12 protein-coding genes are annotated in these 11,939 nt (G+C 65.0%); 8 read left to right on the forward strand and 4 right to left on the reverse strand.

Annotated features, from left to right (window positions below):
* The coding region (locus ACWCO3_RS23250) for a tetratricopeptide repeat protein (RefSeq protein WP_450011999.1) at positions 1-1,664 on the forward strand (1,664 nt) is incomplete at its 5' end.
* Positions 1,665-1,669: 5 nt separating this feature from the next.
* Here the strand turns inward: ACWCO3_RS23250 and ACWCO3_RS23255 are convergent.
* Together ACWCO3_RS23255 and ACWCO3_RS23260 are read right to left on the reverse strand one after the other, a co-directional pair.
* Positions 1,670-2,611, reverse strand: coding sequence for a threonine/serine dehydratase (locus tag ACWCO3_RS23255; protein WP_354881967.1), 942 nt, complete (start codon positions 2,609-2,611; stop codon positions 1,670-1,672).
* Between the two features lie 15 nt (positions 2,612-2,626).
* Entirely contained in the window at positions 2,627-3,427 is an 801-nt protein-coding gene (locus ACWCO3_RS23260; protein ID WP_358163517.1) for a 2OG-Fe(II)-dependent halogenase WelO5 family protein, read from the reverse strand.
* 197 nt (positions 3,428-3,624) lie between these two features.
* On the opposite strand from ACWCO3_RS23260, the gene ACWCO3_RS23265 reads away from it, so the two are divergent.
* The 3 genes from ACWCO3_RS23265 (at position 3,625) to ACWCO3_RS23275 (ending at position 4,832) form a co-directional block, all read left to right on the forward strand.
* Entirely contained in the window at positions 3,625-3,870 is a 246-nt protein-coding gene (locus ACWCO3_RS23265; protein WP_145778813.1) for a hypothetical protein, read from the forward strand.
* A 91-nt stretch (positions 3,871-3,961) separates the two neighbouring features.
* Entirely contained in the window at positions 3,962-4,456 is a 495-nt protein-coding gene (locus ACWCO3_RS23270) for a GNAT family N-acetyltransferase (protein WP_208744923.1), read from the forward strand.
* Between the two features lie 31 nt (positions 4,457-4,487).
* Positions 4,488-4,832, forward strand: coding sequence for a hypothetical protein (locus ACWCO3_RS23275; protein WP_358163513.1), 345 nt, complete (start codon positions 4,488-4,490; stop codon positions 4,830-4,832).
* A gap of 47 nt (positions 4,833-4,879) precedes the next feature.
* Here the strand turns inward: ACWCO3_RS23275 and ACWCO3_RS23280 are convergent, their stop codons facing one another.
* Positions 4,880-5,098, reverse strand: coding sequence for a hypothetical protein (locus ACWCO3_RS23280; RefSeq protein ID WP_358163511.1), 219 nt, complete (start codon positions 5,096-5,098; stop codon positions 4,880-4,882).
* A gap of 1,177 nt (positions 5,099-6,275) precedes the next feature.
* Between ACWCO3_RS23280 and ACWCO3_RS23285 the strand changes: the two genes are divergently transcribed.
* Both ACWCO3_RS23285 and ACWCO3_RS23290 read left to right on the forward strand, forming a co-directional pair.
* Entirely contained in the window at positions 6,276-6,500 is a 225-nt protein-coding gene (locus tag ACWCO3_RS23285) for a winged helix-turn-helix domain-containing protein (protein WP_145778810.1), read from the forward strand.
* 368 nt (positions 6,501-6,868) lie between these two features.
* Positions 6,869-7,525, forward strand: coding sequence for a DUF4145 domain-containing protein (locus ACWCO3_RS23290; protein WP_358163507.1), 657 nt, complete (start codon positions 6,869-6,871; stop codon positions 7,523-7,525).
* A 441-nt stretch (positions 7,526-7,966) separates the two neighbouring features.
* Here ACWCO3_RS23290 and ACWCO3_RS23295 read toward each other — a convergent pair whose 3' ends face one another.
* Complete coding sequence (locus ACWCO3_RS23295) at positions 7,967-8,539, reverse strand: very short patch repair endonuclease (RefSeq protein ID WP_450012005.1); 573 nt, start codon at positions 8,537-8,539, stop codon at positions 7,967-7,969.
* A 150-nt stretch (positions 8,540-8,689) separates the two neighbouring features.
* Between ACWCO3_RS23295 and ACWCO3_RS23300 the strand changes: the two genes are divergently transcribed.
* Positions 8,690-9,781, forward strand: a complete 1,092-nt coding sequence (locus ACWCO3_RS23300) for a DNA cytosine methyltransferase (RefSeq protein WP_358163505.1) — start codon at positions 8,690-8,692, stop codon at positions 9,779-9,781.
* Between the two features lie 28 nt (positions 9,782-9,809).
* Entirely contained in the window at positions 9,810-11,765 is a 1,956-nt protein-coding gene (locus ACWCO3_RS23305) for an ATP-binding protein (RefSeq protein ID WP_358163503.1), read from the forward strand.
* Positions 11,766-11,939 lie beyond the last annotated feature (174 nt).

The following is an 11,939-nucleotide window of genomic DNA, read 5'->3' on the forward strand; positions in this document are numbered from 1 at the left end:
GCGTGGTCATCGTGACCACCCGGGACGGCAACCGGGCCACCTGGGGCACCTGGTCGACGCTGCACCAGGTGCGCCCACTGGCCGCCGACGCCGGCGCGCAGGTGCTGATCGACCGGGCCGGTCAGCAGGCCGGTGACCTGGCCGACGCCCGTGAGCTGTCCCGTGAGCTGGGCGGTCTGCCCCTCGCCCTGCGCGCCGCCGGCAACTACCTGAAGTCGGTCAACGCCAGCCCGGTCTGGCGTGGCTCGTCCACCATCACCACCTTCGCGGACTACCGCGCCGCCGTGCAGCGCCGGTTCCGTTCACCGCTCGACGCCCCCGACGTCGACCTCGACGAGTCGCTCGGTCTGGAGATCGTCCGCGAGGTCGACGACCTGTCCCTGGACCTGCTGTCCCGCCGCAAGCTCCAGCAGAGCCGGCCGCTGCTCAACGTGCTGGCCTGCCTGAGCGTCTCCCCGGTGCCCTACGAGGTGGTGCTCAAGCCGGCCATCCTGGCCGAGTCGCCACTGTTCAAGGGGCTCACCGGTCAGCAACGGGTGAAGGTGCTGGAGGGCATCGCCGACCTCGCCCTGGTCGACTTCGACGTCCAGGACGAGGTCACCGACCCGGCGTTCGCGCACGTGCTGTCACTGCACCCGCTGGTGCACGCGATGTTCCGCGACCGCGACGAGGTCCGTGAGCAGATCGCCGAATACCACGGGCTGGTCATGAAGCTGCTGCTCGCCGCCACCGAGGGGCAGAGCCCGGACGACTCGGCGGCCTGGACCAACTGGGACGTCCTGGTGCCGCACCTGGTCGAGGCCGTGCGGGGTTACCTCGTGCCGCAGAAACACAAGCACGACCCCGAGACGGTACGCCGAGCGCTGGAGCTGACCCGGCTCACCGCCCGCTACCTCATCGCGGTCGGCCTACCCGGCTCGGCCTTCGACATCCTGGACCCGATCATCCGTGGCTGCGCCGCGTACGACCACGACCTGGACCGGCCACAGGTGCTGGCGCTGCGCCACGAGCTGGGCCGCACCTGGTTGGAGCGCAACCAACCGGAGATGGCCGACCGGGTGCTCCGCGAGGTGATCCGTGACCGCACCAGGGTGCTGGGCAGCGACGACGCCGACACCCTCGCCAGCCGGCACAAGCTCACCAGAGCGATCATGGCGCAGCGCCAGTGGCCGGAGGCCGAGTCGGAGCTGCGGCAGATCGTCGCCGCCGAGGACCAGGTCCGCGGCCCCGAACACTGGGACACCATGATCATGCGGCACAGCCTGGCGCTGGCGGTGCTCGCCCAGCAACGGGCACCCGAGGCAGAGGAGATGCTGCACGCCATCCTGGAGGTCCGCTACCGGCTGTGGCCGCTCAACCAACCGGAGACCTGGCAGGCCCGACACACGCTGGCCCGCTGCATGCAGGCGCAGGGCCGGCTCGCCGAGGCGGAGGCCGAACTGCGGGCCACACTGGCCACCGTGGAGCCCCGGCACGCCGACCGCAGTGAGGTGCTGGCCATCCGGGCCACCCTGGCCGCGGTGCTCCTGCTCGACGGGCGACTGGAACCAGCCATCGAGGAGTACGAGCGGCTGCTGGCCGACCGTCGGCGCCTACTCGGGGACACCCACCTGGACACTCTCCAGATCGAACACGCGCTGCGCCGCCTACGAAACGGCGACTGACTGGGTCAGTGCGGCGCGGCCGGGCCCAGGTCGCTCGGGTCGGTGTTGCCACCGCAGATGACCACTGCCACGCGCTCCCCCGGCTGTGGCACGTACGCCCCGCCGACCAGCGCGGCCAGCGCGGCGGCGCCACCCAACTCGGCGGCGACCCGCAGCTCCGACCAGAGCAGCCGGCGGGCCCGCACCAGGTCCTCGTCGCGGACCAGCACGGACTCCACACCGGTCCGACTGGCGGTGTCGTAGGCGATCTCGCCGATGCGGCGGGCGCCCAGCGAATCCGTGGCGATGCCACCTACCTCGATGTCGACCGGCCGGCCGGCCTTTAGCGCCGAGTGCAGTGTGGGGATCTGCTCGGGCTCGACGGCGACGACACGCACCGACCCGTCGAACCAGCTGGCGATGCCGGACACCAACCCACCGCCGCCGACCGCCACCAGCACGGTGTCGATCCCGTCGACCTGCCGTTCCAACTCCCGGCCGACGGTCCCCTGACCGGCCACCACCTCCGGCTGGTCGTACGCGTGCACCACCAACGCGCCGCTCTCCGCGGCCCGCTGCGTGCTCGCGGCCAGGGCCTCGGCGTAGTGCTGGCCGACCTGGCGCACCTGTGCGCCGAGCCCGGCCAACCGCTGCACCTTCACCGGCGAAGCGGTGACCGGCACGAAGACCTCCGCCGGAACGCCCAGCGACCGGGCCGCGTACGCGACGGCGAGGCCGTGGTTGCCACCCGACGCGGCGATCACCCCGGCCGCCGGCAACGCCCCCTGGAGCATCCGGTTGAACGCCCCACGCGGCTTGAACGAGCCGGTGTGCTGGTGCAACTCCAGTTTGAAACTGAGCTGCCCCGGCACCCCCAGGTCAGCACCGTCGACGGCGATGACCGGGGTTTCCCGGACCCGCCCCTCGACAAGTGCCGCAGCCGCCTCGACGTCGCTTCTGTCCACCATGGGAAACGCCCTTCGCTACGACCAGAGGGCCAGTCGGCCGTCGTCGGTGAGCCCGACAAAACATCCTATGGAGATCCGGCGGCCATCGGTCGCGGGACGCACCGTGTGATAGTGCCGGGGATCGAACAGAAAACCCTCACCGAGCGTGGGCCGCAGCGTCAACGACTGCGTGTCGGCAGTCACCGACTCGTCGAAGCCGTACCCGCCGGGGATCCGCTGCTCCTCGTCGCCCGGCTGCCACCGCCGCCGCCACAGCACCGTCTCCCCGCCTGCGGGCGGCACCCGGACGTAGATGTTGAACGCCAACTGCGCCACCACGTCACCGTCGAGCAGCCGGCCCGCGTACTCCCGGACCGCGTCGTCGAAGTGCACCTGGAGGCCAGCGTTGATCTCGCGGACGATTCCGACGTGCATCTCCCGACCCTGCCGACGGCCGGGTGCGACATCCGGCCAGGCGGTCCGGAACGCCGCCAGGCACAACTCCCGTGGCGAGTCCGGCAGGCCCAACGTGGACCAGCTCTTGTCGGCCGCGCGGGCCGCGTCCCAGTAGTCGTCCCGAAGTTCACCGGCGGCCCGGTGGTCGTTGATGGCCGGGCCGAACTTGGCGACGACCGGAAAGACCCGACTCTCGTCGTAGCGGTCCATCGGCGCGTCGGCGAGCGCAGCCGTGATCGCGTGGCACCGGGTGGCGGACAACAGCCCCGGCACCCGGATGGCGGCCAACCGCCCCGCGATCAGCCCGGCGACGTCCGCACGGGTGATCGAGTCTGATTCGACGGCGACGAACAATGGATCGGTACTGCTCGAATGCTGCACGGCGGTCCTCCCGTAACGAAGATCCCTCACCGGACATGTCGCGCCCCCCGACCCGCGCACCGTGCAATGTACAAACCGTCGGCAAGACCGGCTTTACGCAGTTCCGGGCGGGGTGGCGAGGCCGCCGCTACCATCGGCGCAACCGGGGTACGCGACACCGAGCCGTACGGCGGTAGCTTTCCACCGATCGGAGAATGGTGACGATTCCCGACGTGCCGCATGATGCGAATAGCTCGAACGCTGACGAGGAGTTCGATATGGCTGGCGCCGGTCCGACGGATCTTGACTTGCACGTCGACCGCCTGGAAATGGCACGTCGAATAGCCCGGGAGATGATCGAGTCCGATCACCTGGCGTTGGAGCTGGCCGTCCGGCAGCGCCCGCAGTGCTGGTCCCGCCGCCCGGTCGGCCACAGCGCCCGCGCCGACGCAACGGGTCACTGACCTAAGCCTCTGTCTCCAGTTCACCGCCCCAGGCCTCCACCGTACCGGTGCTGATCTTGGCTTTGCCGATCCTGTGTGCGACGCTTCGGCGGTGACTGACCTCGGCATCCGTGCGGCCACCTCGGCTGATTCCGAATTCCTGGTCGACATGCTCGTGGAGGCCGTGAACTGGCTGCCCGAGCGCAACTGGTCCCGCGAAGAGATCCTGGCGAACCCTGCGCTGGCCCACTATGTCGCCGGCTGGATGCGGCCAGACGACTTCGGCCTGGTCGCGGTGGACCCGACTGATCGGCCGGTCGGCGCGGCCTGGTTCCGATTCCTGACCGCCGCCGATCCGGGCTACGGGTACGTGAGTGACGACGTTCCAGAGCTGACCATCGGCGTGGTGGAATCCTGGAGGGGTCGGGGTGTGGGCCGGGTGCTTCTGCGCGCTGTTCTGGACGCCGCACGAGCACGCGGCATCCGCACCGTGTCGCTGAGCGTGGAGCGGGCGAACTTCGCCGCGAGGCTGTACGCCGCCGAAGGGTTCCGCACTGTCGAGTCGTTCGAGGACGCGGACACGATGGTCGCTGAGATCGAGGGCTGACCCCGCTCGCTCAGCAGCGGATACTTCGCTCATGACTCTGGCACCGTCACGCACTCATCTCGTTGACGCGCGCTCATCCTTCCTGGTGCTGGCCGGCTGGTACGTGGCCGTCGTCGTGTCGTTCGGCCTGTTCCTCAGCACGCTTTCCGGGTCGGTCCCCGCAGGCTGCGGCGAGGTATGCGACTCCGAACGGTCGCGGGCGCTGCTCTTCGGGCTCTACGTGGCCACGCCCGCGCTGTTCCTCGCGTTGCTGGTCAGCCTGGCGATGCTCGCGGTGCTCGTCTCCCGCGCCCGGATCCGCTCGTCGGCAGCGGTGGGCACGCTGTCCGCGGTACTTCCGCTGGTCGTCTGCGGCTTCCTCGCCGCCAGCCTCTGACCACCACCGCTCGCATCACGGAACACCCGAGGCCCAGCCGGAGCCTCTCAGTAAGTTTGACGGCTACTGGCTGCCTGGCGCTTGGTCGCCATGCGCATGCCGGCACCGGCGATGCCAGCACCAGCCGCCGAGGCCATCAGGCCCACGAAGAAAAGGACCGCCGTCGCTCCGCTCCAGATGGCGTACTGCATGAGTGCGGCACCACAGGCCCACATCAGGGCACCGCATGCGAACTGCCATTTACTTGCCCGGATCAGTGACTTCATTGGCACGCGATCATGAGAGCACATTGCGTCCCGCCTGCGCCTCGCCGTTACGGCTGACCTCGACTCGCCGAGGTCAGCCGTTGTTACTTCCGGCGCTATTGGTCTCTTCCGGGCGCAGCGCCCAGAGAGCTGACCTGGCCCGCGCCGCTGCTGGTCAGCCTGGCAACGTTCGCGGTCCTCGTCGCCCTACCCGGATCGGCTCGTCGGCCCTGCTGAGCAGCCTGTCCGCGGCGCTTCCGCTGGCCAGGTGGGGACGCCTCATCGCCAACATCTCTGCCCGCCGCCGCTCACCTCAGATCAGTCGCTGGATGCGGACTTTCGGGCGCTCGTTTCGCAGGTGACCGTGTTTGTGCTGACGAATTTGCTCGTCCCAGACGTCTTGGTCGTAGTCGGGATCTGGCGGGATCCACTTGTGGGAACCGTCGCTGTAGTGGAACTTTTCGTCACCCAATCGAAGGATGCTCACCGGGTCCAACCGAGGAAGCGATGGTGCAGATGGCCGGCGGGAACGTGAGCCAAGTCCTGGGCGGCGTCGACCAACTGGGCGGCCAGGTAGAGGGCAAGTGACACTGGCGCTCTGTCGTACTCCGCTTGCAACTCTCGGCGGCGGGTGTCGCATGGCCAGTCCGCACCGCAACCAGCGCAGATCCAGGCCGGGATGATCGCGAGGTGGCTCGTCATTGAGTTCCGTCCTGACTCGGCCAGTGACGGCTACTAATCGGGATGCGGTGGCGACTTCTGCATGGCAGGTCGGCACCGCAGCGACAGATGCGTCGCCAGTGCCGCCAGGACCAGATGGGCCGGTGGCGGCGCGCCAGGGTGAGCGCGACCGCGATGACGTACTCGTCGTATGACACGCGTCGCTGGACGCTCTCCAGTCGCGGCTGTCTGGCGCCGGAATTCCTGGAAGCGTCGCCGGTGCCCGCGGTTGCGGTAGTTGCACCGTTCGGTCTGGTCACGATGCCTCCTGCCGACGCCTGGGGTTCCGTGGGCACCCGGTCAACGGTGTCCGGAGACAGGGCACCCACGGCAGGACGACCCGGCCGCCAAGCTGGGTAGCCCCACAAGCAACTTAGGACGCAATGTGCGCAGGGTCAACAGCTACGACACATAGCGTTGTAAGTCGAGCCAGAGATGTGGTCTGCTTGCACCAGCCGCCAAGCTGGGAGCACCACCTATGTCTGAAGCTGCGTACCTACAGGTCGCCCGAGATATCCGCGAGCAGATCAGCTCCGGCCAGTTGAAGCCGGGCGACAAGCTGCCGTCGTTCGCTGCACTCTGCGAGCACTACGACGTCAGCAACACGGTGATCCGCGCCTCCATGCTGCTACTCAAAGCCGAGGGCTTGATCGACGGCCGGCAGGGCAAGGGCGTCTACGTCGCCAACCCACTTCCTCGATAGACCCGAGGGATTCACTGAGGCAGGACGCCTTGTCCGCAGGCACGGCACAACGCCGCGAACCTCTCAGCTCCACCTTAGAGCGGCGTCCGCGCCTGCGTTGGCTAGCAGAACGGCATGATGATGGTCCGACGACCATCTGCGGCTGCGGTACAGCCCAGAGGGCCGTGCGTCGCTACTTCCAGCGGTATTGATCAAGGGCAGGGACGTAGCAGGCCAATACGTACAAGACGCCGCCCGAGCTGGCCGCTTGTCTGTCATCAGTGGTGAACGTTTGCTGCCCTTGGTCCGCGCCTGACGGCCTGAATACGGCCTGATCTTGAGGTTCCCTCATTGGGCGCAGGACGCGGGCCGAGCGGGGGAGAACTAGGATGGACAGTCCTGAGAGGGGGAAACAGGTGGCAGACGGGTGGGATGCAGAGCACGTACTCCAGTGCCCCGAGTGCGAGACGGCAACGCTCGCTGTGTCAGCCGGAGAAGTCACGGTACGCGATGACAGCTGGGGACCCCCGACTCTGATCAGCTTGGTCAAGTGCAGCAAATGCCACAAGCCCGCCGTTCTGTGGCAGGAGGACTACGGCAGAGGTTGGGAAGACCCGGTACGGACGTGGCCCAAAAACGACCGGGTTCTAAGCATGGCGATTCCTGAAGACCTACGCCGTGAAGCAGAGGAGGCGCGCTCCTGCTACCAAGCGAAAGCTTATACGGCAAGTGTTGTCATGGTTCGCCGCACCTTGGAAGGCGTCTGCCAGCAGCACGAAGTCAAGGACCGACCACTCGCCAAGGCGCTCAAGAAGATGTTCGATCTAGGGCATCTGGATGCGCGGTTCCTGGAGTGGAGCGATGAGCTACGGGTCCTCGGGAACGAGGGCGCACATTTCACGGGGAAGCCAGTAACCCGAGAAGACGCAAAAGACGCGCTGGAACTGGCAGAGGCGATGCTTGACTACATCTACGTCCTCTCGGCAAGGTTCGCTCAGTTCAAGGCACGTCGCCAGCCGGTCGTACCGACGCAGCCCTCGGTATAGCCACGGGAACCCAAGGGCCCCAACCGATCGCTTGGCCGCTGCGACTTAGCCATCCCGTCAGCCTTCGTCCGCACACACGGTGGAGTGGGTAGGGCCTGCCTGGTCAAGGTGGAGCACACCACCGTCTGAACGACCTTGACCGGGCAGGCCCTACCCACTCGGCTCTGCCCGGTCGAAGGTTGTCGGGATGGCGCCACCATCCCGGAGTGCCCGAGGACCCCGCCGGAGGCACTGAACTTGTACCGACCAACATCGAAGTCCCGGATCTGCCAACAACCATGGCGGCCCGGGGCTTCGTCGTATGTCGCGCCGCCGGCGGGCTAACACCGACGCGCTGGCGGCCGAAGGCCAGAGGCGCGGCGGCGGGCCACCGGCCCGGCCCAGGTTCGGCGGTGCGAGCGGCCCGCGACGCGGGCCGCCTTGATCTCGTACAGAAAGTCCTCACACATCCCGGTAACGCCGAGAGCCCCTCAACGCCCTGCCAAAATTCGCGCTGTTCTCAGCCGCTTGGCGCTTGATCACACATCCACGGACCGCAAGCTCGACCCGATCGGCGGCGGAAGAAATCTCTTCGTGCTCCCACACGACGAGCACCCGCCAGCCCTCCGCCTCCAACCGTCTCAACGTGTCATCGTCCCTCGAACGGTTTCGCTCCCGCTTTTGAAACCACCAGTCCCTGTTGGCCCTTGGTGCCGGACGGTGGTCATCACAGCCGTGCCACCAGCAACCACGTACATCCACGGCCACCCCGGCCCGCCGGAAGACGATGTCGGAGGTGCGCCGTACCTCTTGTAGGAGCCGGACGTGAACGCGGTACCGAAGACCCCTCCGGTGCAGCTCGCGCCGAAGGGCCATCTCTGGCGCTGTGTCTCGCGTCGCCTGCTGTCGCAGCCGCTTCCGTGCCGCCTCTGAGGACGGACCAGGTGACGCCCCTGGACCGTCCTTCGAAGACATGCTGTCGATCCTTTCACCCTCACCCCGCGCGCCCTCAAGGCACCGAGGCCCTGCCGGCATCAAGATAAGCTGATTCGTGCCGTATGGCACGTCGGTCTTCGCTGGAGAGCCCAGAACAGCTATCCTCTCGATCAAGCATCGAGGGGGGAGGCCGGCATCTCCAGGCGAACCGAGGAGCGCCCGGCGTCCGGCCGCCGGCGCAGGCGCACTGTGGCTCTCGACTTCTTTTGCGGCGCTGGCGGACTCACTCGAGGACTCAAAGACGTTGGCATCCGTGTATTGGCCGGAATAGACAACGACTACAGGCTTAAGGATACCTACGAGCACAACAACAAGCCCAGTCGTTTTATGTGCGAGGACGTCACACGGCTCGACATCCTGCAACTGCGCAGCGATGTCGGAGTTCGCTCGGACGACGTCGTCATTTACGCCGCATGCACTCCCTGTCAACCTTTCTCGACTCTCAATCAACGGCGCGGCATAGATGAGCGGAAGCAACTTCTACTTGCCTTTGGCGAGCTAGTACTTAAAGCTCCGCCCGATTACATCATCGTAGAGAACGTGCCCGGACTGCATAACGCCTACGGGAGAGAGATATACAGCCGCTTCCTCGAAATCCTAGAAGAGACCGGCTTCCACCACAGAGACGGGTCGCAACTTGATGCCAGCGACTATGGCGTACCCCAAGTGCGGAAGCGGTTCATTATGGTCGCGTCTCGCCATGCGCCCATATCCTTACCGAAACCTCGCCGCGGCCCGAAAGCTACCGTCCGCTCCGCGATTGGTGACTACCCTCCCCCGCACATCGGCATAGGTAAAGCCAAGTCTCGATCCGCCCCTTCGGCATCGCTCCCTGAACAGGCGGCCGAGGGACTACCGCCCAATCACATCGCCCGCAAGTTACACGATCATCATCGGAAGCTGATCGAAGCGGTTCCGGCAGACGGTGGCAGCCGCGCTGACATACATGATGAGAGTCTTCTGCTCGAGTGCCACAAGAGAACGCCGAAGCTTCATCGTGACGTCTTCGGACGTATGGCCTGGGATGCCCCGGCGCCGACTCTGACGTGTCGCTGCACTGATGTCTACTGTGGCCGTTTTGCTCATCCTCAGGAGCACCGAGGGCTATCACTGCGTGAGGCAGCTCGACTACAGACCTTCGGTGATGACTATGAATTTCATGGAACTTTCTTTCATGCAGCCACCCAGATCGGCAACGCCGTGCCTGTCCTGCTCGCCAGCCGGCTAGGCCGCTCTGTCCTGGCGGCCGATCGACAGCACCGTAACGAAGGGGTTACTTAGAGGGACCACCGCCGGTAGTCTTCAATATATGACCACGTTGGACGTGCCGGCTGTCGTTGACCCCTCAGACGCGCCTCGTGACGACTTCGTCATGAGGTTTGACCCTGCTGCGATTAAGCACCTGGGCCTTCAGATGTACTCGACGCTACCCCCCGTCATCGCCGAGCTGGTCGCGAACGCTTGGGATGCCGGCGCTTCCAACGTCCACATCGAGGTTCCGGACGGTCACCTCAATGACGAGTCCAGGATCGTCGTCACTGACGACGGTGACGGCATGGACGACACCGACGTGCGGGAGGCGTACCTTATCGTCGGCCGCGACAGAAGAAGAGACGAAAAGGCCGATCGACGGAAAACGCCACCTCTCCGCAAAGTCATGGGTCGCAAGGGGATCGGTAAATTCGCGGGGTTCGGAATCGCCCGCCAAGTCGAAATCGAGAGTGTCAAGAACGGCCACGTGTCGCGATTCCTCATGGACTACGAGTTGATGGAAAAGGCCGTGGAGACACGTGAGGTCCGATTCCCGCCCCTTGGGCCTACCGGCACGGTGACCAAAGGCACGAAGGTAACGCTGAAGCAAATTGGCAAATTCAGGACCCGGAGCATCGACATCGCCGGCCTCCGCCGAGGTCTCGCTCGGCGCTTCTCTGTCATAGATTCCAACTTCACAGTCTCTGTGAATAGCGTGCCAATCACGGCAGCGGAGCGTGATTTGACTCGACTTCTTGAAGTCGATGCCGACGGCGAGCGCTATCTCTGGACTTACGAGAACATTGAGATTGCGCCTGGTACGGGTTGGCGAGTTTCCGGATGGATCGGTGCCCTCGATCGGACCAGCAAACTTGAAGACGGGATCCAGCGCGGGATTGTTGTCATGGCCAGAGGAAAACTGGTCCAGGAGCCATTCGTCTTCAATGCCACCGTTGGCCAGCAATATGCCCTGTCCTACATAATCGGAGAGCTGCACGCCGAATTCGTTGACGAAGCTGAGGACTCGGTAGGAACAACGCGGAATTCTCTCGTCTGGGACACGGAGCCCAATTCTGCTTTCCATCGCTGGGGCGAGCGTGAAATCAATACGATCGCTCGGGAGTGGGCAGCTCGACGGTCCCGGGACAACGAAAAGAACCTCAAGCAGAACGAGTCCTATCGGCGCTTCGTGGACGCGACAAAGGACATGGAGAATCAGCGGGCCCGCAAAGTAGCCGACAAGTTGATCCGCGATGTCGTGAATCGCAACGTCGTCGCTAAGCCACAAGAAACTGACGAGATTGTCCAGCTATGTATCGATTTTCTCGAGTACGACGCGTTCTGGGATCTAGCAGAGGACTTGACTGAGGCGAGAGTGGAGGATACGGGGCGACTGGCTCAGCTCTTCAGGGAGTGGGAAGTGGTCGAAGCGAAAGAAATGGCTCGAGTCACCCAAGGCCGAATCACCACCATCGAGAAGCTGCAAAAGCTGATTGAGGACAATGCGCTAGAAGTGCCGGTCCTTCACGATTTCCTGAAGCAGTTCCCCTGGGTGCTCGATCCTCGGTGGCAACTCGTCGCAGACGAACTGCGCTATAGCAAGATCCTTCGCGACAACTTCCCGGAAGGCACGGAAGTGCCTGAAAAGGATCGCCGCATAGACTTCTTGTGCGTCCGGGAATCGGACACCCTGGTGGTGGTTGAAATCAAGAGACCACACTCTGTCGTGTCGATGAATGAGCTCGGTCAAATCGAGCAGTACGTACATTTCATGCGGCACCACATCCGAAGTGCCACCGACGGCGATTACAGCGCAAAAAAGGTCGTCGGTTATCTACTCTGCGGGAGAGTCGCTAACAGCTATGGCCCTACTGAGAAGGTGCAGAGTCTCCACAAAGACGATATCCATGTCCGCTTCTATTCGGATCTCCTAGGCATGGTTCAACGTACGCACGCAGATTTCCTGCAGCGGTACAACGAGTTGCGACGATTGAAGGAGGATCGGAGCAACTGAGACTTCAAGACACCCCTAGCGTCCACTCGGCAGGTAGGCATACCCTTCCAGAGTGAACCTGTCCGCAGCCGCAGCCCAGATCGCCGCCGCCCACCTGGCGGCCGCCCTGCCTCGACGGTGGAGACATGTTCAGGCAGTAGCAGCTAAGGCCGCTAAGGTCGGACAGTCCGCAGC

It is taken from the genome of Micromonospora sp. NPDC002411, assembly GCF_053592955.1.

Bases quoted from the DNA above. Each gene is read 5' to 3' on its own strand.
- ACWCO3_RS23255 (WP_354881967.1), bottom strand. From the start codon at position 2,611: ATGGTGGACAGAAGCGACGTCGAGGCGGCTGCGGCACTTGTCGAGGGG.
- ACWCO3_RS23275 (WP_358163513.1), top strand. From the start codon at position 4,488: ATGACTCTGGCACCGTCACGCACTCATCTCGTTGACGCGCGCTCATCC.
- ACWCO3_RS23280 (WP_358163511.1), bottom strand. From the start codon at position 5,098: ATGAAGTCACTGATCCGGGCAAGTAAATGGCAGTTCGCATGCGGTGCC.
- ACWCO3_RS23285 (WP_145778810.1), top strand. From the start codon at position 6,276: ATGTCTGAAGCTGCGTACCTACAGGTCGCCCGAGATATCCGCGAGCAG.
- ACWCO3_RS23290 (WP_358163507.1), top strand. From the start codon at position 6,869: ATGGACAGTCCTGAGAGGGGGAAACAGGTGGCAGACGGGTGGGATGCA.
- ACWCO3_RS23295 (WP_450012005.1), bottom strand. From the start codon at position 8,539: ATGCCGGCAGGGCCTCGGTGCCTTGAGGGCGCGCGGGGTGAGGGTGAA.
- ACWCO3_RS23305 (WP_358163503.1), top strand. From the start codon at position 9,810: ATGACCACGTTGGACGTGCCGGCTGTCGTTGACCCCTCAGACGCGCCT.